At 71.6% G+C, this 20,694-nt stretch carries 21 protein-coding genes and 1 riboswitch; of the genes, 7 read left to right on the top strand and 14 right to left on the bottom strand.

The annotated features are described in order from the left end of the window. Positions 1-110: 110 nt before the first annotated feature. A complete protein-coding gene (locus ACY0MJ_RS17605) occupies positions 111-590 on the top strand; it encodes a MarR family winged helix-turn-helix transcriptional regulator (protein ID WP_462639839.1) in 480 nt (159 codons plus the stop codon). Then, positions 587-2,206: an AMP-binding protein gene (locus ACY0MJ_RS17600; RefSeq protein ID WP_462639838.1), complete on the top strand. Its 1,620-nt coding sequence runs from the start codon at positions 587-589 to the stop codon at positions 2,204-2,206. Before ACY0MJ_RS17605 ends, ACY0MJ_RS17600 begins: the two co-directional genes overlap by 4 nt. 130 nt (positions 2,207-2,336) lie before the next feature. Here ACY0MJ_RS17600 and ACY0MJ_RS17595 read toward each other — a convergent pair whose 3' ends face one another. Genes ACY0MJ_RS17595 through ACY0MJ_RS17580 form a run of 4 tightly spaced genes read right to left on the bottom strand, consistent with a single transcriptional unit; the run spans position 2,337 to position 5,408 of the window. After that, positions 2,337-3,863 (bottom strand): DHA2 family efflux MFS transporter permease subunit, encoded by a 1,527-nt coding sequence (locus ACY0MJ_RS17595; protein ID WP_462639837.1) that lies wholly within the window; start codon positions 3,861-3,863, stop codon positions 2,337-2,339. Next, entirely contained in the window at positions 3,860-4,324 is a 465-nt protein-coding gene (locus ACY0MJ_RS17590; RefSeq protein WP_462639836.1) for a MarR family winged helix-turn-helix transcriptional regulator, read from the bottom strand. Before ACY0MJ_RS17590 ends, ACY0MJ_RS17595 begins: the two co-directional genes overlap by 4 nt. Positions 4,325-4,350: 26 nt before the next feature. Then, on the bottom strand, positions 4,351-4,890 hold the full coding sequence (locus ACY0MJ_RS17585; RefSeq protein ID WP_462639835.1) for a GNAT family N-acetyltransferase: 540 nt from the start codon (positions 4,888-4,890) through the stop codon (positions 4,351-4,353). A gap of 56 nt (positions 4,891-4,946) precedes the next feature. Continuing rightward, the gene (locus tag ACY0MJ_RS17580; RefSeq protein WP_462639871.1) at positions 4,947-5,408 is read right to left on the bottom strand and encodes a hypothetical protein; all 462 of its coding nucleotides are present in this window, start codon (positions 5,406-5,408) and stop codon (positions 4,947-4,949) included. A gap of 146 nt (positions 5,409-5,554) precedes the next feature. Here ACY0MJ_RS17580 and gspF point away from each other — a divergent pair, with 146 nt between their 5' ends. Both gspF and ACY0MJ_RS17570 read left to right on the top strand, forming a co-directional pair. After that, entirely contained in the window at positions 5,555-6,778 is a 1,224-nt protein-coding gene (gene gspF / locus ACY0MJ_RS17575) for a type II secretion system inner membrane protein GspF (protein ID WP_462639834.1), read from the top strand. A 3-nt stretch (positions 6,779-6,781) separates the two neighbouring features. Next, positions 6,782-7,684 carry a 5'-nucleotidase gene (locus tag ACY0MJ_RS17570; RefSeq protein ID WP_462639833.1) on the top strand — a complete coding sequence of 301 codons (903 nt, stop codon included), beginning with the start codon at positions 6,782-6,784 and terminating at the stop codon, positions 7,682-7,684. Between the two features lie 3 nt (positions 7,685-7,687). Here ACY0MJ_RS17570 and ACY0MJ_RS17565 read toward each other — a convergent pair whose 3' ends face one another. Further along, positions 7,688-8,632: a DMT family transporter gene (locus ACY0MJ_RS17565; protein ID WP_462639832.1), complete on the bottom strand. Its 945-nt coding sequence runs from the start codon at positions 8,630-8,632 to the stop codon at positions 7,688-7,690. 100 nt (positions 8,633-8,732) lie between these two features. Then, positions 8,733-8,887: riboswitch (FMN riboswitch) on the top strand. A gap of 97 nt (positions 8,888-8,984) precedes the next feature. On the opposite strand from ACY0MJ_RS17565, the gene ribB reads away from it, so the two are divergent. Continuing rightward, entirely contained in the window at positions 8,985-9,674 is a 690-nt protein-coding gene (gene ribB / locus ACY0MJ_RS17560) for a 3,4-dihydroxy-2-butanone-4-phosphate synthase (protein ID WP_462639831.1), read from the top strand. A 50-nt stretch (positions 9,675-9,724) separates the two neighbouring features. On the opposite strand, the gene acuI is transcribed toward ribB, so the two are convergent. The 3 genes from acuI to ACY0MJ_RS17545 are packed head-to-tail and all read right to left on the bottom strand — an operon-like array spanning position 9,725 to position 12,874. After that, positions 9,725-10,702 (bottom strand): acrylyl-CoA reductase (NADPH), encoded by a 978-nt coding sequence (gene acuI / locus ACY0MJ_RS17555; protein WP_462639830.1) that lies wholly within the window; start codon positions 10,700-10,702, stop codon positions 9,725-9,727. Then, the gene (locus ACY0MJ_RS17550) at positions 10,680-11,891 is read right to left on the bottom strand and encodes a CaiB/BaiF CoA transferase family protein (RefSeq protein ID WP_462639829.1); all 1,212 of its coding nucleotides are present in this window, start codon (positions 11,889-11,891) and stop codon (positions 10,680-10,682) included. Before ACY0MJ_RS17550 ends, acuI begins: the two co-directional genes overlap by 23 nt. Before the next feature lie 8 nt (positions 11,892-11,899). Beyond that, positions 11,900-12,874, bottom strand: a complete 975-nt coding sequence (locus ACY0MJ_RS17545) for a Bug family tripartite tricarboxylate transporter substrate binding protein (protein ID WP_462639828.1) — start codon at positions 12,872-12,874, stop codon at positions 11,900-11,902. 93 nt (positions 12,875-12,967) lie between these two features. Between ACY0MJ_RS17545 and ACY0MJ_RS17540 the strand changes: the two genes are divergently transcribed. Beyond that, on the top strand, positions 12,968-13,912 hold the full coding sequence (locus ACY0MJ_RS17540) for a LysR family transcriptional regulator (RefSeq protein ID WP_462639827.1): 945 nt from the start codon (positions 12,968-12,970) through the stop codon (positions 13,910-13,912). 39 nt (positions 13,913-13,951) lie between these two features. On the opposite strand, the gene ACY0MJ_RS17535 is transcribed toward ACY0MJ_RS17540, so the two are convergent. The 6 genes from ACY0MJ_RS17535 to ACY0MJ_RS17510 are packed head-to-tail and all read right to left on the bottom strand — an operon-like array spanning position 13,952 to position 19,033. After that, positions 13,952-14,512 carry a Crp/Fnr family transcriptional regulator gene (locus tag ACY0MJ_RS17535; RefSeq protein WP_462639826.1) on the bottom strand — a complete coding sequence of 187 codons (561 nt, stop codon included), beginning with the start codon at positions 14,510-14,512 and terminating at the stop codon, positions 13,952-13,954. Beyond that, entirely contained in the window at positions 14,512-15,135 is a 624-nt protein-coding gene (locus tag ACY0MJ_RS17530) for an ABC-type transport auxiliary lipoprotein family protein (RefSeq protein WP_462639825.1), read from the bottom strand. The genes ACY0MJ_RS17535 and ACY0MJ_RS17530 overlap by 1 nt, the downstream gene beginning before the upstream one ends. Then, complete coding sequence (locus tag ACY0MJ_RS17525) at positions 15,132-16,091, bottom strand: MlaD family protein (protein ID WP_462639824.1); 960 nt, start codon at positions 16,089-16,091, stop codon at positions 15,132-15,134. The genes ACY0MJ_RS17530 and ACY0MJ_RS17525 overlap by 4 nt, the downstream gene beginning before the upstream one ends. Before the next feature lie 17 nt (positions 16,092-16,108). Next, on the bottom strand, positions 16,109-16,927 hold the full coding sequence (locus ACY0MJ_RS17520; protein WP_462639823.1) for an ABC transporter ATP-binding protein: 819 nt from the start codon (positions 16,925-16,927) through the stop codon (positions 16,109-16,111). After that, positions 16,927-18,045, bottom strand: coding sequence for an MlaE family ABC transporter permease (locus tag ACY0MJ_RS17515; protein ID WP_462639822.1), 1,119 nt, complete (start codon positions 18,043-18,045; stop codon positions 16,927-16,929). Before ACY0MJ_RS17515 ends, ACY0MJ_RS17520 begins: the two co-directional genes overlap by 1 nt. 13 nt (positions 18,046-18,058) lie before the next feature. Next, complete coding sequence (locus ACY0MJ_RS17510) at positions 18,059-19,033, bottom strand: LysR family transcriptional regulator (RefSeq protein ID WP_462639821.1); 975 nt, start codon at positions 19,031-19,033, stop codon at positions 18,059-18,061. A gap of 101 nt (positions 19,034-19,134) precedes the next feature. Between ACY0MJ_RS17510 and ACY0MJ_RS17505 the strand changes: the two genes are divergently transcribed. After that, positions 19,135-20,676 carry a CoA-acylating methylmalonate-semialdehyde dehydrogenase gene (locus ACY0MJ_RS17505; protein WP_462639820.1) on the top strand — a complete coding sequence of 514 codons (1,542 nt, stop codon included), beginning with the start codon at positions 19,135-19,137 and terminating at the stop codon, positions 20,674-20,676. Positions 20,677-20,694 lie beyond the last annotated feature (18 nt).

Here is a 20,694-nt window from a genome sequence, read left to right as displayed (position 1 = left end):
CAACCGAGGGGCTGTAGGACGAAGGCTGAACCCGCAGGGCGCCCGGGCAGTTGCTTGCGCGCCCATTTATTCAAGCCTAAACTATTTAAATCCGATCGAAAAGGCTGCCCATGGACATCGAAGCGCGTGCCCACAGCGAGCACCCGGAGGCCCTGCGCCTCTGGCTGCGGCTGCTCACCTGCACGCAACTGGTGGAAAAACAGGTGCGCTCCATGCTGCGGGAGCGCTTCGACACGACCCTGCCCCGCTTCGACCTGATGGCGCAGCTGGAGCGCGCGCCCGCCGGCCTGAAGATGAACGAGCTGTCGCGCCGCATGATGGTCACGGGCGGCAACGTCACGGGCATCACCGACCAGCTGGTGGGCGAGGGGCTGGTCGAGCGCATCGACGTCGAGGGCGACCGACGCGCCTACCGCGTGCGCCTGACGCCCAAGGGCCGCAAGATGTTCAACGACATGGCCCGCCAGCACGAGGACTGGATCGTCGCGGCCTTCTCGGCGCTCACCGAGAAGGAGATCGGCATCCTGCACAAGCTGCTGGGCAAGGTGAAGGACCACGCGGGCAGCGCCCGCCAGGAGGTGGTGCAATGAGTTCCCGTTCCGCCCAGGCCGACCGCTTCGTGCACGACCGCCTGCCGCCCAAGGCCCAGTGGCCGGACCTGCGCTACGACCTGCCCGAGCTGCAACTGCCGGCGCAGTTCAACGTGGTCGAGGAGCTGCTGGACCGCGCCCCGTCCCGGGGCTGGGGCGACCGGCCCATGCTGCGCTCGCCCGCGCTCACCCTCACGTACGCGCAGGCGCGCGAACGCGTGGACCGCTTCTGCCGCGTGCTGGTCGACGACCTGGGCCTGGTGCCCGGCAACCGCGTGCTGCTGCGCGGCGGCAACTCGATCGCCATGGCGCTGGCCTGGCTGGCCGTGGTCAAGGCCGGGGGCATCGCCGTGGCCACCATGCCGCTGCTGCGGGCCCGCGAACTGGGCGACATCATCGACAAGGCGCAGCCGGCGCTGGCCCTGTGCGACGGCAAGCTGCTGGAGGAACTGCAGCTGGCCGCGAAGGAGCGTCCGGTGCTGAAGACCGTCGTGGCCTTCAACGCGCCGGACGACACGGCGGCGCTGGAAGCGCGCGCCGAAGGCAGGGCCGCCGGTTTTGCCGCCTGCCCCACGTCGGGCGACGACATCGCGCTGCTCGCATTCACCTCCGGCACCACGGGCAAGCCCAAGGCGGCCGTGCACACCCACCGCGACGTGCTGGCCGCCTGCGAGGCCTGGCCGCGCCACCTGCTGCGCGCCACGCCGGAGGACATCGTCGTGGGCAGCCCGCCGCTCGCCTTCACTTTCGGCCTCGGGGGCCTGCTGGTGTTCCCGATGTGGGCCGGCTGCTCGGTGTACTTCCACGACCGGCCGTACACGCCCGAGACCATGGTGCGCACGATCAAGGAGATCGGCGCCACCATCTGCTACACCGCGCCGACTTTCTATCGCCAGGCCGCGCCCTTCGCGCGCGAGCTGGGCGTGGGCAAGCTGCGCATCTGCGTGAGCGCCGGCGAAGGCCTGCCCGACGCGACGCGGCAGCTGTGGAAGGAGGCGAGCGGCATCGAGATGCTGGACGGCATCGGCGCCACCGAGATGTTCCACATCTTCATCTCGTCGGCCGGCAGCGAGGTGCGCCGCGGCGCGATCGGCAAGGTCGTGCCCGGCTACCAGGCCAGGGTGGTCGACGACGACGGCCGGGAAGTGCCGCGCGGCACCATCGGCAAGCTGGCGGTGATCGGCCCCACCGGCTGCAAGTACCTGGAGGACCCGCGCCAGGCGAACTACGTGCGCGACGGCTGGAACTACCCGGGCGATGCCTTCCTGCAGGACGCCGACGGCTACTTCTTCTACCAGGCGCGCGCCGACGACATGATCATCAGCTCGGGCTACAACATCGGCGGCCCGGAGGTCGAGGACGCGCTGCTGAAGCACCCGGCGGTGGCCGAGTGCGGCGTGATCGGCAAGCCCGACGAGGAGCGCGGGATGATCGTGAAGGCCTTCTGCGTGCTCAAGCCGGGGCACGCGGGCGATGCCGCGATGGTGCGCACGCTGCAGGAGCACGTGAAGGCCAGCATCGCGCCCTACAAGTACCCGCGCGAGATCGAGTTCGTGGCGAGTTTGCCGCGGACGGAGACGGGGAAGCTGCAGCGGTTCCGGTTGCGGCAGATGTGAGTAGGGGTTGTGAGGAAGCGGTGGGGTTCGCTTCGCTCACCTCCCGGCGGCCGCCGGCCGCCGCCACCCTACGGCAGGGCGGTTTTCGTAGGGTGGCGGTGAGCGCAGCGAACCCCACCGCCAACCCCGGTCAATGCGGCACTTCCGCCGCTTCCGACGACGCCCGCTTCGGCGCCCGCATCAGGAACAGCAGCGGGATCGACACCAGCGTCACCACCATCATGATCCAGAAGTCGTTGACGTAGGCCAGCAGCGACGCCTGGCGCGTCACCTCCGCGTTCAGCAGCGCCAGCCCCGACGCCGTGTGCGGGTCCAGCGCCTGCGGCAATCCCACCAGCCCCGGGCTGCCTTCGCTGATCGTCGTCGCCAGCTGCGCATGCGCCTGCCCTGCGCCGCGCGTGAGCAGGGCCTGCACGATGGAGATGCCGACGCTGCCGCCGATGTTGCGCACCAGGCTGTACAGCGGCGTGCCCTCGTTGCGCAGCCGCGGCGCCAGCGTCGCGAAGGCCATGGCCGACAGCGGCACGAAGGTGAAGCCGATGCCCACGCCCTGGATGAAGCCGGACCAGACGATCAGGTCGCTGTCCATCTGCAGCGTCACCTGCGTCATCTGCCACAGCGCGACGGCCGTCAGCATGAAGCCCGTCGCCATGATCAGGCGCGAGTCCACGCGGCCCACCAGCCGCCCCACCACGATCATCGCCAGCATGGTGCCCACGCCGCGCGGCGCCGTCACGATGCCGGTGTAGACCACCGGGTAGCCCATGAGCGACTGCAGGAACAGCGGCAGCAGCGCCATCGTCCCGTACAGCACGATGCCGACGACGAAGCCGAACAGGCAGCCGGTGACGAAATTGCGGTCCTTCAGCAGGTCGCGGTCCACGAAGGACGGCCCGCGCACCGTCCACGTGTGCACGGCCAGGAAGGCGAAGGCGACCAGCGCGCCGGCCGCTTCCAGGCGGATCTCCCAGGAATCGAACCAGTCCATCAGCTCGCCGCGGTCCAGGAACATCTGCAGCAGGCCGATGGCGAGGCTCAGGGTGATGAAGCCGAACAGGTCCAGCGGCGCCGCCCGCGGCTTGCTCTCCGGCAGGTAGCGCACCACGCCCCAGAACGCGAAGGCGCCCACCGGCACGTTGATGAAGAACACCCAGCGCCAGTCGAAGTTCTCGGTGAGCCAGCCGCCCAGCATCGGGCCCAGGATCGGGCCGACCATGATGCCGGCGCCCCAGATCGCCATGGCCTGGCCGACCTTGTGCGGCGGGTTGATGTCCAGCAGCACGGCCTGCGACAGCGGCACCAGCGCCGCGCCGAAGATGCCCTGCAGCAGCCGCGCCGCGACGATGCCGCCCAGCGAGGTGGCCAGCCCGCACAGCGCCGAGGCGACGGTGAAGCCGATGATCGACAGCACGAACACCTTGCGCCGTCCCCATTGCGCGCACAGCCAGCCGGTCAGCGGCAGCGCGATCGCGGCCGCGACGATGTAGGAGGTGAGGACCCAGGTGATCTGGTCCTGCGAGGCCTGCAGGCTGCCCTGCATGTGCGGCAGGGCCACGTTGGCGATCGTCGTGTCCAGCGCCTGCATGATGGTCGCCAGCATGATCGACAGCGTGATCATGCCGCGGTGCGGCACCGCGGCTTCGCCCGGGGCGGTCATTCCGGCGCGTCCTCCGCCGCGGCGATCAGCCCCTGCCGCGCCTTGGCCAGCAGCGCCAGCAGCTGCGTCCGCTCGGCGGCGCCCAGGCCTGCCAGCGTGCGCGCGCTCAGCTCATCGCCGATCGCCAGCGCCTGGTCGAGCGCCTTGCGCGCCGCCGGCTTGATGTGCAGGTGGTTCACGCGCCGGTCTTCCGGGTGCGCGCGCCGCTCGATCCAGCCGGCGGCGGCGAGCCGGTCGCACATGCCGGCGACGGCCATGGCCGTCAGGCCCAGCTTCTGCGCCAGCTCGGCCTGCGACAGGGGCGCGGCGCCCTCGTGCCAGGCCAGCACGGCCAGCAGCCGGCACTGCGCCTGCGACAGGCCCAGCCGTTCGCGCGCGAGGCGGTCGAACTGCTGCGAGTAGAGGCGGGAGACGTCGTTGACGAGGAAGCCGAAGCGGGTGGCCAGCGCGGATTTTTTCATCAGCGCGCTGATTATAAGCATGTTTACTATTTCGGGCGCGGCGGGAACACGCGCGCGTACAGCACGGTGTCGATCAGGCGGCCGTCCTTGGTGGCCGCGCAGCGCAGCACGGCCTCGCGGTCGAAGCCGGCGCGCTCCAGCACGCGCATGGACGCCGGGTTCCACTCGAACACCTGGGCTTCCAGCCGGGCGAAGAGGCGCTCGCTGCCGATGCGGTCGGCCAGCGCCCGCGCCGCCGCCGTCGCGATGCCCCGGCCCCAGAAGGCGTGCCCCAGCCAGTAGCCGAACAGCGCCGTCGCCGCGAAGATCCCCTCGCCGGCGATGGCGCCGATGCCGCCCACGGCCCGCCCGTCCACCGCGATGGCCAGCTGGATGCTGGCGCCCGGATGCGCCGCGATCTCCAGCCACAGGTCGGCGTCCTGCTCCGTGTAGGGATGCGGGAAGGTGTGGGTCATGTTGCGCCACACACGCCGGTCGTTGGCGTGCCGCACCAGGTCGGCCTTGTCCGCCGACCGCCAGGGACGCAGCACGCAGCCGGGCAGCGCGGTCGGCAGGGTGACGCTCATGCGCCGATGCTAGAGGAACTCTGAAAAAAGGCGTTCACGACTTTTTCAGAGATTCTCTAGCGAAGCTTGCGGTCTTCCTGCTTAGCTTCTTCCATCGCCTCGGGCTCGAGCTTTTCGGCCGCCGTGTTCAGCCGCACGAACACCGCCCAGGCCACGAGCAGCAGGCCCGAGGCGCCGATCAGGAGCGCGGCGTAGACCAGGTCGGACGGCTTCTCGTGCAGGGCCTTGAGCGTCGCGACCAGCCCCTCGATCGTGAGCGCCACCACCAGCACCACGAGGAAGCGCGAGAGGAAGCGCCGCACGCGCGTGGGCGCGCTCACGTGCACTTCGCGGATCACTTCCTCCTCGGCGATCGTCTGCGCGATCTGCAGCGCCACCACGGCGGCCGCGAGCAGGCCGATCGCCTCGATGACCTGCTGGGCGCCATCGCGGTCGAGCCCGCCGACCACGGCATGCCAGCCCACCTGCGCCGCCGCGGCGATGAGCAGCAGGGCCGCCAGCACGAACAGGGCGGCCATCACGGCCTGGACGACGCCGAAGCCGCTGAGGATCAGGTGGCGGATGCGCACGCTCGCATGCTGGCGCAACCGCAGAGCCTGCCGTGTAGGCCGCCGCCGCGCCCCGCCGGCCGCGTGCGGCCGCGCTGCGCCCGTATCATCCCGTCATGCCGGCCTACGCATTCGAAGCCCTGGACGCCGAAGGCGCCACGCAGAAGGGCGTGATCGAGGCGGATACCGCCAAGGCGGCCCGCGGCCTGCTGCGCGGCCGCGCCCTCGTGCCGCTGGAAGTGCGGCCGGTCGCCGCAGGAGACGGCGCGGCGGTCGCGCCGGGCGCCGCCCTGCTGCGCCGTCCCGTCTTCAGCGCCACCAGCCTGTCGATCTGGACGCGGCAGCTCGCCGGCCTGGTCGGCTCCGGCCTCACGCTCGAGCGGGCGCTCACGGCGCTGGCCGACGAGGCGGAGAACGAGCGCCAGCACCACCTGGTGGCCGCGCTGCGCGCGGAGGTCAACGCCGGCTCCTCCTTCGCCAAGGCGCTGGCGCGCTTCCCGCGCGAGTTCTCCGAGATCTACGTGGCCGTGGTCGGCGCCGGCGAGCAGAGCGGCCACCTGGGCGCCGTGCTGGAGCGGCTGGCCGACGACCTGGAGGAGCGGCAGGCGCTCAACGCCAAGCTGCTGGCCGCGACGCTGTACCCCGCCATCGTCACGGTCGCCGCGATCGCCATCGTGCTGCTGCTCATGACCTACGTCGTGCCGCAGGTCGCCAACGTCTTTGCCGGCACCAAGCGGGCCCTCCCCCTGCTGACGGTGGCGATGCTCGCCCTCAGCGCCTTCCTGCGCAGCTGGGGGCTGGTCCTGCTGGTGCTCCTGGCAGGCGCCTTCGGGGCGCTGCGCCTTGCGCTGCGCAATCCGGCCTTCCGCGCGCGCTTCGACGCCGGCTGGCTGGGGCTGCCGCTGCTCGGTCGCCTGAGCCGCAGCTACAACGCGGCGCGCTTCGCCGGCACGCTGGCCATGCTGGCTGGCGCCGGCGTGCCCATCCTCAAGGCCTTGCAGGCGGCGGCGGAGACGCTGGGCAACCGCGCCATGCGGGCCGACGCGCTGGACGCGCTGGTGCTGGTGCGCGAGGGCGCCCCGCTCGCCTCGGCGCTGGCGCAGAAGAAGCGCTTCCCGGGCCTGCTGGGCATGTTCGCCCGGCTGGGCGAGCAGACCGGCCAGCTGCCCGTGATGCTGCAGCGCGCCGCCAACCAGCTCTCGGCGGAAGTGCAGCGCCGGGCGCTGCAGCTGGCCACCCTGCTGGAGCCGCTGCTGATCGTCGGCATGGGCCTGGTCGTGATGCTGATCGTGCTGGCGGTGCTGCTGCCTATCATCCAGCTCAACCAGTGGGTACGATAGGCCATGGGCGTCTCCCTCGACGACAAGCTGGTGGTGGCGATCTCCTCGCGGGCGCTGTTCGACTTCGAGGAGGAGAACCGCGTCTTCGAAAGCGGCGACCCGGCCGGCTACATGCAGCTGCAGCTGCAGCGGCTGGACCGGCCGGCGGCGCCCGGCATCGCCTTCTCGCTGATCCGCAAGCTGCTGGCCTTCAACGACACCACCTCGCAGCGGGTGGAGGTCGTGGTGCTCTCGCGCAACGATCCCGTGTCCGGCATGCGCGTGTTCCGCTCGGCCAAGGCCAACGACATCCACCTGCAGCGCGGCGTGTTCACGCAGGGCCGCTCGCCCTTCGGTTATCTCCGCCCGCTGCGCGCCCACCTGTTCCTCTCCGCCAATGCCGACGACGTGCGGCAGGCGCTGGCCGCGGGATTCCCGGCGGCGCGCGTGCTGACCGAGTCGGTGCTGGCGGGCAGCAACCATCCCAACGAGGTGCGCATCGCCTTCGACGGCGACGCCGTGCTGTTCTCGGATGAGGCGGAGCGCGTGTTCCAGGACCAGGGCCTGGAGGCCTTCCAGCAGCATGAACTGAGCAAGGCCACGCAGCCCCTGCCCGGCGGCCCCTTCAAGCCCCTGCTGGCCGCGCTGCACCGGCTGCAGCAGGCGGGCAATGCGCAGATGCGCATCCGCACGGCCCTGGTCACGGCGCGCAGCGCCCCGGCGCACGAGCGCGCGATCCGCACGCTGATGGACTGGAAGATCCAGGTGGACGAGGCGATGTTCCTCGGCGGCCTGCCCAAGGGCGAGTTCCTGCGCGAGTTCGAGCCTGACTTCTTCTTCGACGACCAGACGCGCCACGTCGCCCATGCGGCGCTGCACGTGCCCTCGGGGCACGTGGCCGCGGGCATCGCGAACACGGTGGCCTGAGCGTCAGCGCGCCCCGCGCGACTCCCTGCGCGCGATCCACAGCGTCGACACGCAGATCACCACGCCGCCGATCAGGGTCGAGCGGTTCGGCGCGTCGCCGAAGGCCAGCCAGCCCAGCACCGTCGCCCACACGAGGTCCAGGAACTTCACCGACTGCGTGGCGGAGATGTCCGCCGCCTGGTACGAGCTGGTCAGGCAGTAGTGGCCCGCGCTCCCCAGCAGGCCGCACAGCACGAACAGCAGCCACTGCCCCGGCGTCGGCGCCTGCCAGTGCAGCAGCGCCAGCGGCAGGCTGAACAGCGTCACCGAGATCGCCTGCCACAGCACGATCACCTCGGCGCGCTCGTAGCGCGTGAGCGCCTTGGTCATGAGGAAGGACGCGGCGAACACCGGCGAGGACGCCAGCATCACCAGGGTGTAGACGCCGCCCGTACCGGCCAGCTTGGGCGCCACGACGATCAGCACGCCGGCGAAGCCCAGGCCGGCGGCGACCCAGCGCTCCCAGCGCATCGGCTCCTTGAACACGAGCACGGCGCCCAGCATGATGAAGATCGGCGTCGTGAAGCCGATCGCCGTGGTGTCGGCGATGCTGATGTGCGGGATCGCGACGAACCAGATGACCAGGCCGAGGGTGTGCACGCCGCCGCGCGTGAACTGCCCCAGCGTGTTCACCGGCCGGTAGGTCGCCAGGCCGCTGCGCAGCACCAGCGGCAGCATCACGACCAGGCCCATCAGGTAGCGCAGGAACTGCGTCTGGAAGGGATCGACCGCCAGCGACAGCCCGCGCATCAGCGTGTTGAGCATGACGAACAGCAGGCCGGCCACGCCGGACCAGAGCAGGCCGCGCACCGTGGGGTCGAGCCGCGAAGCGCGCCACTGCACCACGGCGGCATGCCGCGCCCACAGGTGCCTCCTGCCGCGTGCCGCGGCCTGCGCGCTTCTCCCCATGCCGGCCACTATAGGGCCCTTCGCCTGACGCGACACCAACGGTGCGTGGCGCCCGCGCGACTGCGTCGCCAGCAGGGCTGTTCGCCTTGTCCTAGGATGCCGGGGTCTTCAGGGCGGGGTGGAAGTCCCCACCGGCGGTAGGCGGCGCGAGCCGCGAGCCCGCGAGCGCCTGCAGGTGCGCGTGCACCCGCGGGGTCAGCAGACCCGGTCGAATGCCGGGGCCGACGGTCACAGTCCGGATGGAAGAAGATGCGCGCCGCCCCGCGGCGCGTTGCCGTGCGCCTGCCCGCGAGGGAAGGCACGCGCGTTCTTGCCGCCTTGGAGCGTTTTTGTTCAACGACAGGAGCGTTTCATGTCCACCGACACCCTCTCTCCCGCCGGCGCCCTCGCGCTGGCGCCCGTGCCCGACGTGCTGGCACGCATCGCCGCCGGCGAACCCGTGCTCGTGCTCGACGACGCCGACCGCGAGAACGAGGCCGACCTGATCGTCGCCGCCGACCGCATCACGCCCGCCACCATGGCGCTGCTGATCCGCGAAGGCAGCGGCATCGTCTGCCTGTGCCTGCGCCCGGACCGCGCCGCGGCGCTGAAGCTGCGGCCGATGGTGGAGGTGAACCGCTCGCGCTACGCGACGGCGTTCACGCAGTCGATCGAGGCCGCGCAGGGCGTGAGCACCGGCGTCTCCGCGGCCGATCGCGTCCAGACCATCCGCTGCGCGCTGGGCGCGGGCGAGATCGTGAGCCCGGGCCACGTCTTCCCGCTGATCGCGCGCCCCGGCGGCGTGCTGGAGCGCCAGGGCCACACCGAGGCGGCCGTCGACCTGGCCGAATTGGCCGGCTGCGCGCCGGCGGGCGTGCTGTGCGAGCTGATGAACCCGGACGGAAGCATGGCGCGCGGCGCGCAGGTCGCCGCATTCGCGCGAAGCCACGGCCTGCTCTGCACCACGGTGGAGGCAGTGCGCGCTTGGCGGCTCGCTGCGGGGGATCGGTGGGGTTCGCTTCCGCTCACCGCCACCCTACGGGAGCCGGTGGCCCATTCGTAGAGCAGCGATTTCGTAGGGTGGCGGTGAGCCGCAGGCGAACCCCACCGCACTCACGCGGTCCTGACCACGATCCGTCCGCGCACCTGCCCCGCCATCAGCTTCTGCGCCGCGGGAATGGCTTCCGACAGCGGGATCTCGCTGGTGATCTCCTCCAGCAGTCCCGGCTTCAGGTCGCGCGCCAGCCGCGACCACGCCTGCTGGCGCAGCGCCATCGGCGCCATCACGCTGTCGACGCCCAGCAGGGCGATGCCGCGCAGGATGAAGGGCGCGACGCTCGCCGGGAAGTCCATGCCCTGCGCGAGCCCGCAGGCGGCGACGGCGCCGCCGTAGCGCACCTGCGCGCAGGCGTTCGCCAGCGTGTGGCTGCCGACGGCGTCCACCACGGCGCTCCAGCGCTCCTTCTGCAGCGGCTTGCCCGGCGCCGACAGCTCGGCCCGGTCGATGACCGAAGCGGCGCCCAGCTTCTTCAGGTAGTCCGCTTCCGCGGCCTTGCCCGTGGCCGCGACGACGCGATGCCCCAGCTTGGACAGGAGGGCCACCGCCACCGAGCCGACCCCGCCGGTCGCACCCGTCACCAGCACCTCGCCGTCGCCGGCCCGCAGGCCGTGGCGCTCCAGCGCCAGCACGCACAGCATCGCCGTGTAGCCGGCGGTGCCGATCGCCATCGCCTGCCGCGCGGTGAACGCGTCCGGCCGCCGCACGAGCCAGCCGGATTTCAGCCGCGCCTTGCCGGCCAGGCAGCCCTTGTGCGTCTCGCCGACGCCGAAGCCGTTGAGCACGAAGGGATCGCCCTTCTGCCACTGGGGCGAACTGCTTTCCAGCACGGTGCCGGACCCGTCGATGCCGGCCACCATGGGCCAGCTGCGCACGACCGGCGACTTGTTGGTGATCGCCAGGCCGTCCTTGTAGTTCAGCGTCGAGTACTCGACCGCGACGGTGACGTCGCCCTCCGGCAGGAAATCGTCGCCGACCTCGCGGACGGCGGCGCGGAATTCGGGTTCCTTCTCAAGGACCAGGGCTCGGAACATGCGCTCTCCTCGTGGCAGCCGCCTCTTCCAGCAGGCGGCGGGTGCTGGCACCCAGCGATTCTGCCCCGGGACGCGGGTCAACTGGAACGGGGGCGCCGGCGCGGAAACCCAGGCCGGCCGTGCGCACCGTGCGCTCGCCCTGCACGAACTGCATTTCCGGCAGGGGCAGCTTCTCGCCGTCCTGCACCTCGCGCAGGAATTCGCCGAGCTTGCGCACCCGCGCCGCCGGCACGCCGACCGCGTTCAGCCGCTCCTCCATCTCGGCCGCGCTGCGCTGCACGAAGGCCTCGGCGAACTGCGCGCGCAGGTAGGGGATGTCGCGCGCGACCACGAAGCCGCCGTCGGAGTTGAAGGCGTCCAGGTCCAGCGCGCGGCCATCCTCGCACAAGGACTCCAGCCCCAGCACCTTGGCGAGCTTGCGAAACTGCGCCGGCGTGTTCGCGGCCGTGGACAGCCAGCCGTCCCTGCAGCGATAGGTGTCCGCCGTGGGGCTGCCGCTGTAGCCGCGGTTGCCGATGCGCTGCGGCTCGACGCCGCTGCTCATGAAGGCGCTCACGTTCGGGTACATCAGCATCAGCGAGGCCTGCACCATCGAGGCGTCGATGGTCTGGCCCTGGCCGTCGCGCGCGCGCTGGTGCAGCGCCGCCGAGATCGCCATCGCCGCCAGCATGCCGACGGCGACGTCGATCACGGGGAAGCCGACCTTCACCGGCGGACCCTGCGGGTCGTCGCCGGACATCATCATCATGCCGGTGAGCGCCTGCACCACGTGGTCGTAGGCGCCGCGGCCGGACCACGCGCCGTGCTGGCCGAAGCCGGAGATCGAGCAGTAGACGATGCCGGGGTTGACGGCGCGGACCGCCGGCTCGTCGAGCCCGAAACGCTTGACCACGCCGGGGCGGAAGTTCTCGATGAACACGTCGGCCGTGCGGGCCAGGTCGCGCACGGCCTGCGCGCCTTCCGGCGTGCGCACGTCCACCGCCACCGAGTGCTTGCCGGCGTTGAGCGCGACGAAGCCGTCGGGCGTGTCCGTGGGCGCCGTGCGCGGGCCGCGCAGCACGTCGCCGCCCTCCGGCGATTCGATCTTGATCACCTCGGCGCCGAGCTGGGCCAGGTAGAACGACGCCAGCGGGCCGGCGATGACGTGCGACATGTCGACGACGCGCACACCTTTCAGGGCTTGCAGCATGTCGCTCCTCAGGCCACCGACACGCCGGCCAGCTTGATGATGTCGGCCCACTTCCTGTTCTCGCTGCGGACGAAGGCAGCGAAGGCCTGCGGGCTCTCGCTCGGCACCACCGAGTTGCCGGTGGCCTCGAAGCGCTCGCGCACGCCGGGCTGCGCCAGGCCCTTGACGATCGCGGCGTGAAGCTTTCCGACCACGTCGGCCGGCGTGCGCGCCGGCGCCCAGAAGCCGAACCAGGACTCCTGCACCGCCAGGTCGTTCTTCAGGACCTCCTTGAGCGTGGGCACGTCCGGGTAGTCGGCCAGCCGCTTCGCACCGGTGATCGCCAGCGCGCGCAGCTTGCCGCCCTTGACCTGCGGCAGGCCGGTGCCCGTGACCGGGAAGGCGAAGTCAGTGTCGCCGCGCAGCAGCGAGGCCATGATCTCGACGGAGCCCTTCAGCGGGATGTGCGTCGCCTTGAGGCCGGCCAGCGAGACGAGCGTCGCGCCCGCGAGGTGGGCCGAGGTGCCGATGCCGCCCGAGCAGTAGTTCATCTTGCCCGGGGCCGCCTTGGCGGCGGCGATCACGTCTTCCACCGTGCGGTAGGGGCCGTCGGCGCGCACCACCATCACCGTGGGCGACGCCGCCATGTTGCTGACCGGCAGGAACTCTCCGATCGGGTCGAACTTGAGGGCGGGCTGCAGCAGCTTCTGGATCAGGTGCGTGTTCGATCCCATCAGCAGCGTGTAGCCGTCCGGGTCCTGCTGCGCGACGTACTGCGCGGCCAGCACGCCGGCGGCGCCCACCTTGTTCTCCAGCACGACGGCCTGGCCCAGCGCCTCGCCGAGCTGCGGCCCGAACTGGCGGACCAGCACGTCGGGCCCGCCGCCCGCGGCGTACGGAATGATCACGCGCACCGGCCGGCTCGGGAAGGGCTCGGCCGCCCGCACGCCGGCCGCGGCCAGCGCAAGGGGAAGGGTGGAAGCGAGGAAGTGTCGGCGCTGCATGGCTTGTCTCCTGGGAAGGCCGCAGGATAGGCCGGGTGGGGATTGCAAGGAAGTGATATGTTTTCAGGCATTGCAAACTTCCGGTGATCGCTCATGCCACCTCCTTCCAGCGCCGTCGCCGACGCCGCCGGCCGCCTGGCAGCGCGCCTGCGCTTCCGCCACCTGCAGCTGCTGCTGGCGCTGGAGCGCGAAGGCAGCCTGCGCGGCGCCGCGCAGGGCATGAACCTGACGCAGCCGGCGCTCAGCAAGGCGCTCGCCGAGATCGAGTCCGCCTTCGGCGTGCCGCTGTTCGAGCGCAATGCGCGCGGCCTGAAGGCGACGCCGCGCGGCCGCATCGCTCTCCAGGGCGCGGCCCTGCTGCTGGCCCAGCTGGGGCAGGTGCAGCAGGAGCTGACGGCCGCGGCGCCAGCGCTGCTGCTGCGGGTGGGGGCGCCGCCTTTCGTCGCGCACGGCTACCTGCCGCCGGTGCTGGCGCGCCTGACCACGGCGACGCCGCCGGTGCAGGTCTCGCTGCTGGAGGAGCGCGTGCCCATGCTGCTGCGCGCGCTGGCCGCCGGCGAGGTCGATGCGCTCGTGAGCAGCCATCCGGCGCAGATGCCGGAGGACCTGGGCGCGGAGCTCGCCTTCGAGAAGCTGTTCGACGCCGACTTCGAGGTGATCGCTCCCCGCGGCCACGCGTTGGCGCGCAGCCGACGCGTGGACTGGGCGCAGCTCGCGCGCGAGCGCTGGGTGCTGCCGGGGCGCAATTCGATGCTGCACCGGGTGATGGGCGAATGCTTCCTGCGCGCCGGCACGGTGGGGCCCGCGCCGGTGGTGGAGTCGACGAGCCCGGTGACCAACGTCGAACTGGTGGCGCAGGGGCTGGGCCTCGGCGCCGTCCCGGCCCCGGCGGCGCAGCCGGCCGTGGCGCAGGGCCGCGTCGTACGGTTGCGCGTGTCACCCGCCATGCCGCCCGCGCCGGTAGCTTTGATCACCCGCGCAGGCCCGCGCAATGCGCGGGTGGACGCCCTCCGCGCGGCCTTGAGCATGCATTCGTAGGGTGGCGGTGAGCCGAAGGCGAACCCCACCGCTCCCGACTCACCCCACCTGCCGATGCAACACCCGCACCAGCTGCTGACTGGTATTGCGCAACCGCTGCGCCAGCAGTTGCGTGAGCTTCACCAGCAGCTTGGCGCCGATCTCCGGCCGCGCGTGGATCAGGCGGGCGACAGCGGCGCGGTCCAGCACCGCCGCCTCCACCTCGCTCAGCGCCCAGCAGCTGGCGTAGCGCGGCTCGCCGTCGAACATCGACATCTCGCCCAGCACGGTGCCGGGAAGCAGCACCGCCAGGCGCGTGTTGTCGCCGCGCATTTCCGGCTCGGCGTCGGGGCCGATGCGCTTGCCCACGTCCACCGTGCCGCGCAGCAGCAGCATCATCCAGTCGCTCGTGTCGCCCTCGGTGATCAGCATCTGCCCCGGCTTCGCGCGCACCTGCAGCATCAGGCTGCCCAGCACGTCGGCTTCCTCCGGCGCGAAGTCCTGCAGCAGCACGCTGTGCTCCATGAGCCCCGGCCACTGCGACAGCCGCTCGCAGGGGCCGACCACCTCCAGGCCGGCCGCGCGGACCTGCTGCTCGAGGGACGGGGACGGCGCCGCCATCAGTGCTGCTGCAGCCAGCCCGCGATGTCCTGCGCCGCGGCATCCACCGCCGCCGCCAGCGCGCGCACGCCGCCGGGCGCATCGGCGCTGGGCGCGGGACGCTGCACGGTGAAGCTGCGCTGCGCCACCAGCCGCTCGCCGCCGGCCGTGCTTTCCAGCAGCGTGCAGCGCAGGCGCAGCACGCCCCGGCTCTCCTTCGCCGAGTCGAACAGCTGGCTGAACTCCTCCAGCTCCACCCGCAGCACCGGCGGCGCACTGCCGCCGCGGCGCGCGAGCGCCGCGGCCGCATCCGTGTCGAGCACGGCGCGGTCGCGCCCCAGCACGTCCTGCAGCCGCTGGTGCAGCAGCTGCCCCGGCGGCGCGCTCCAGCGCGCATAGGCATAGGGGCGCAGTTCGTGCGGATCGTCGTAGCCGAGCCGGTACAGCAGCGCCGTGGTCTCCAGGATGCCGTGGACCTGCACCTCCGGCAGCACCAGCGCCGCGCGCCCGGGCGCCGCGGCCGTGCCCGGGGCCGCCGGAGGGCCGAAGTCGTACAGCGTCTGGCGCACCGGCTTGTCCGGCAGCGACTTGCAGCCGGCGAGCGTGGCCGCGGCGAGCAGCAGCGCGAACGCGCGGCGCCTCACCGCTGCGCCCCCGGGGCGTGGAAGCCCGGTTCGCCCGGTCCCGGTTGCGGCTTGCCGTCGCCGTAGATCAGCATCTGCGGGTTCTCGCTCAGGTCGTTCACCGTGCGCTTCACGGTGCGCATCGTGCGCGTGGTTTCGTCGGCCACGCGGTCGATGCGCGGCAGGGTGCCGTTGCTGAAGCGCTGCGCCGCCTGCGCGAGCGCGTCCGTGCCCTCGGTCAGGCGGTCCATCGGCCCGCCGGAGGCGTTGAGGCGCTGCGCCGTCTGGCCGAACTGCGCCGCGGCGGCGCCGACCTGTTCCACGGTCTTCTGCGCGCCGCGCAGCGTGATCGTGGCCTGCGCCAGCGCCGGATCCAGGCGTTGCCGCACGGTGGTGTCGATGTGCGCGGCCAGCTGCTGCGTGCTGCTCGCCGCCTGGCCGATGTTCTCCAGCGCCGTCGCGATGCGCTTCTGGTTGGCGTCGCCCAGCACCGTGTTCACGCGCCGGGCCACTTCGTCCACCCGCTCCAGGATCACCTCGCCCTTTTCCTCCAGGCGCGCCAGCAGGCCCGGACGCAGCGGGATGCGCGGCGGGTCGTCATTGTTCGGCACGAGGCGCGGCGCCGGCCGGCCTTCGTCGGCCAGCTGCACGAAGGCGAGGCCCGTGACGCCCTGGTAGCTGAGGGTGGCGAAGGTGTCCTGCGTCATCGGCGCGTCGTGGTCGACCTCCAGGCGCACCAGCACGTTGCCGGTCACCTTGGGGTCGAAGCCGATGCGCTTGACCTTGCCGACGTCGACGCCGCGGAAGCGCACCGGCGCCTGCTCCTGCAGGCCGGTCACCGTTTCCTTGGTGGAGATCTCGTAGACGTCGCGCGGTCCGCTCGTGTCGCGCGTCAGCCAGGCGGCCAGCCCGAGCACCAGCGCGGTGAGCAGCGCCACGAAGATGCCGGCGGCCATGGCATGGGCCTTGTTTTCCATGGTTCGATTACCTCATGTCAGATCGCGAACGGGTACTCGCGCAGCAGCTCCATCGCCCGCTGGCCGCGCTCGCCCAGGAAGAAGTCCTCGATGAAGGGATGGGGGAAGGCGATCACCTCGCGCGGCGGCGCCGCGACGATCACCCGCTGGTCCGCCAGCACCGCGATGCGCGTGGACAGTTCGAACAGCGTATCGAGGTCGTGCGTGACCATGATGACGGTGAGCGCCAGGTCGCGGTGCAACGAGCGCAGCAGGCGCACGAATCCGTCGGAGCTGTCCGGGTCCAGCCCGGCCGTGGGCTCGTCCAGCAGCAGGAGCGGCGGATCCATGATCAGCGCGCGGGCGAGCGCGGCGCGCTTGATCATCCCGCCGGACAGCTCGGACGGCTTCTTCTCCGCGTCGGAAGGCTTCAGCCCCACCATCTGCAGCTTGACCATCGCCGCCTCCTCGACCATGCGGTGCGGCAGCGTCTTCAGCTCGCGCAGCGGGAAGGCGACGTTCTCCAGCACGTTGAAGGCCGAGAACAGCGCCCCGTGCTGGAACAGCATGCCGATGCGGCTGGAGGCGCCGTGGCGCGAGAGCGTGCGCAGCGGCCGGCCCATGATGCGCACCTCGCCCGCCGCGGGCCGCTCCAGGCCGAGGATCTGCCGCAGCAGCACGGTCTTGCCAGAGCCCGATCCGCCGACGATGGACAGCACCTCGCCGCGCTGCACCGTCAGGTCCAGGTCCTTGTGGATCACGGCGCGCCGGTCCGGCAGGTCGAACACCGACCAGAGCTTGCGGATCTCCACGATCGGCGGCTCGCCCGGTTCCGGCTTGCGTGCGTGGCTGGCCATCAGATCCCCACGCTGCTGAAGAGGACGGCGAACAGCGCGTCGACCAGGATCACCACCGTGATCGCCGTCACCACGGACGCCGTCGTGCCCTGCCCCAGGCTCTCGGTGTTGGGCTGCACGCGCAGGCCGAAGTGGCAGCCGATCAGCGCGATCAGGATGCCGAACACGACCGCCTTGACCGTGCCGAGGACGAAGTTGGGCAGGCTCACCGCCGCCGGGAGCGCCTTGAGGAAGAAGATGGGGCTGATGCCCAGCGACAGGTCGGCCGCGACCATGCCGCCCGCCAGGCCCGCCACCGTGGTCCAGGCGCTGATCAGCGGCATGGCGATCGCCAGCGCCATGGCGCGCGGCAGCACGAGCCGGTACGTGTGCGAGATGCCCATCACGCGCATGGCATCGAGCTCGTCGGTCACCCGCATCACGCCGATCTGCGCCGTGATCGCGGAGCCCGAGCGGCCGGCGATCAGGATCGCCCCCAGCATGGGGCCCAGCTCGCGCACCAGCGCGATGCCGAGGATGTCGACGATGTACGCGTCCGCGCCGAACTGGCGCAGCTGCTGGGCCGTGAGGTAGGCGAGCACGATGCCGATCAGCCCGCCCACGAGCGCCGTGATCGGCAGCGCGGTGGCGCCGATGCGGTACAGGTGGCCGGAGAAATCGCGCCAGGGCGCCCGGTGCGGCGCGCGCAGCAGCTCGCCCAGGTCCAGCGTGACCTGCCCGATCAGGCGCACGAAGCCGCGGATGTGCCCGAGCGCGCGCAGCAGCGTGCCGCCGAAGCCGAGGTAGATCGCCCAGAGCCCGCCGCGCGGCGCCGGTGGCGGCCGCGCCGTGAACTCGGCGACCCGCTCCAGGATGGCGCGCTGCGGCGGCAGCAGGTCCACCCGCTGCGGCCAGCGATGGCCCCAGTGGTCCCACAGCAGCTGCGCGCCCACGTGGTCCAGCTGGATCGCCTCGCGCAGGTCCCAGGCCTGCCGGTCGCCGCCGCGCGGCAGCCGGCGGCGCAGCTCGAAGGCCAGCCGCGGCTGGGCGAACTGCGCCGAAGTCCATTCGCCCAGCAGCCGGACCGCCCCGCCTTGCGGCGCTGGCGCTTGTTCGAAGCGTGGCGTGGCGTCGGTCATGGCGGAACGGGGCTCATGGTACGGCAGAGCCTGGGTGCGGTCGTGTAGGAGAACGGGCCGGGACGAAGCCCCGGGCGAACACGCCGCGCAGGTGGTCGACGAAGCATTGCACCGCCCGCGGCACCTGCGGCGACCAGGGGCGGATCGCGTAGATGCCGTCGCCGAAGAAGCCGAGCGGCCGCCAGTCCGGCAGCACCGGCACCAGCTGGCGCGCGCCCGCCTGCGCGGCGGCGCTGAAGTCGGGCAGCAGCGCGATGCCCAGCCCGCCCAGCACCGCCTCGCGCAGCACCTCGCTGTTGTTGGCGCGCAGGGGCCCGTCCACGGCGACGACCACGCGTTCGGCCTTGCGGCCCGTGCCGTGCTCGAAGGACCAGCTCTGCCCCGCCGCATCGCGCAGGTACAGCAGGCAGGCGTGCCCGGCCAGCTCGGAGGGATGGGCGGGCTTCCCGCGCCGCCGCAGGTAGGCGGCGCTCGCCACCAGCAGGGAGCGCGTCGGGCACAGCTGCCAGGCCACGTGGGTTTCCGGCGGGGCCTGCGTGTGGCGGATCGCGAGGTCGAAGCCCTCCTGCGGCAGGTTGACGAAGCGGTCGTTCAAGTCCAGCTCGAGCCGGATCTCCGGGTACTGCAGCAGGAAGGACGCGAGGGTCGGGGCGACATACTGCCGCCCCAGCGCCACCGGCGCCGTGACGCGCAGCAGCCCGCGCGGATGCCCCGCCAGGTCGCGGATGCCGGCGAAGCTCTGGGCGATGCGATCGAAGGAGGCGCGCGTCTCGTCTGCGAGCTGCTGGCCGGCCTGCGTGAGCCCCACCGAGCGCGTCGTGCGGCGCACCAGCGGCACGCCGGCGCTGCGTTCCAGCTCCGCGATGCGGCTGCTCACCGAGGCCTTGGAGATGCCCAGGCGGCGGGCGGCCTGCGTGTAGCTGCGCGTTTCGCCCAGCACGGTGAGCAGGTGCAGGTCGGCGAAGGCAGGCGTCGGTGGGGTTTTCATGGCGGGATTGTTCATTTTGGCAAACAATGTGGTCAGCGCCCGCGTATTTCCAAAGGGCGGCGGCCGGCCTAGACTGGGCCTCCACCGCAGGAAGAACCCCCATGAACGCACCCGACAAGTCCCGCCCCGCGGCCACGCTGGCCTCCATCGAGCACTGGATCCACGGCAAGGTCGTCCCCGGCCAGGGCGGCCGCCGCGCCGACGTCTTCAACCCCGCCACCGGCCAGGTGAGCGGCCGCGTCGCCATGGCCACGGCCGCGGAAGTGGACCAGGCCGTCGCCTCGGCGCACGCCGCCTTCCCGGCCTGGGCCGACACGCCGCCGATCCGCCGCGCCCGCGTGATGTTCAAGTTCCTCGAGCTGCTGAACCAGCACCGCGATGAACTGGCGCACATGATCACGGCCGAACACGGCAAGGTCTTCACCGACGCGCAAGGCGAGGTCACGCGCGGCATGGACGTCGTGGAATTCGCCTGCGGCATCCCGCAGCTGCTGAAGGGCGACTTCACCGACCAGGTCTCCACCGGCATCGACAACTGGACGATCCGCCAGCCGCTGGGCGTGGTGGCGGGCATCACGCCCTTCAACTTCCCGGTGATGGTGCCGATGTGGATGTACCCGGTGGCCATCGCCGCAGGCAACTGCTTCGTCCTCAAGCCCAGCCCGCTGGACCCCACGCCCTCCATCCGCATGGCCGAACTGCTGAAGGAGGCCGGACTGCCCGATGGCGTGTTCAACGTCGTGCAGGGCGACAAGGAGGCGGTGGACGCGATCCTCGAGCACCCCGGCGTGCAGGCCGTGTCCTTCGTCGGCTCCACCGCGATCGCGCAGAAGATCTACGAGACGGGCGCGAAGCACGGCAAGCGCGTGCAGGCCCTGGGCGGCGCGAAGAACCACATGGTGGTGATGCCCGACGCCGACATGAACCAGGCCGTCGACGCGCTGATCGGCGCCGCCTTCGGCTCCGCCGGCGAGCGCTGCATGGCGGTCTCCGTCGGCATCCTGGTGGGCGAAGCGGCGGACAAGATCATCCCGATGCTCGCGGAGCGCACCAAGTCGCTGAAGGTCAAGAACGGCACCGAGCTCGACGCCGAGATGGGTCCGATCGTCACCGGGGCGGCGCACCAGCGCATCACCGGCTACATCGGCCAGGGCGAGAGCGAAGGCGCGAAGCTGGTGGTGGACGGCCGCAAGTTCCAGGCGGCCCAGGCCGGCGCCGGCTGCGACGGCGGCTTCTGGATCGGCGGCACGCTGTTCGACGGCGTCAAGCCCGACATGAAGATCTACAAGGAAGAGATCTTCGGCCCGGTGCTGGGCTGCGTGCGGGTGAAGGACCTGAAGGAAGCCACCGAGCTGATCAACTCGCACGAGTACGGCAACGGCGTCGCCTGCTTCACGCGCGACGGCAACGTGGCGCGCGAGTTCGCGCGGCGCGTGCAGGTGGGCATGGTCGGCATCAACGTGCCGATCCCGGTGCCCATGGCGTGGCACGGCTTCGGCGGCTGGAAGAAGAGCCTGTTCGGCGACATGCACGCCTACGGCGAGGAAGGCGTGCGCTTCTACACCAAGCAGAAGTCGATCATGCAGCGCTGGCCGGAGAGCATCTCCAAGGGCGCGGAGTTCGTGATGCCGACGGCGAAATAGGTGGGAGCGCTCCTCTCC

The organism is Ramlibacter sp. bp-362 (genome assembly GCF_054956735.1).
The sequence above is the reverse complement of the archived record's forward strand: the minus strand, read 5'-3'. Positions and strand labels throughout refer to the sequence as shown.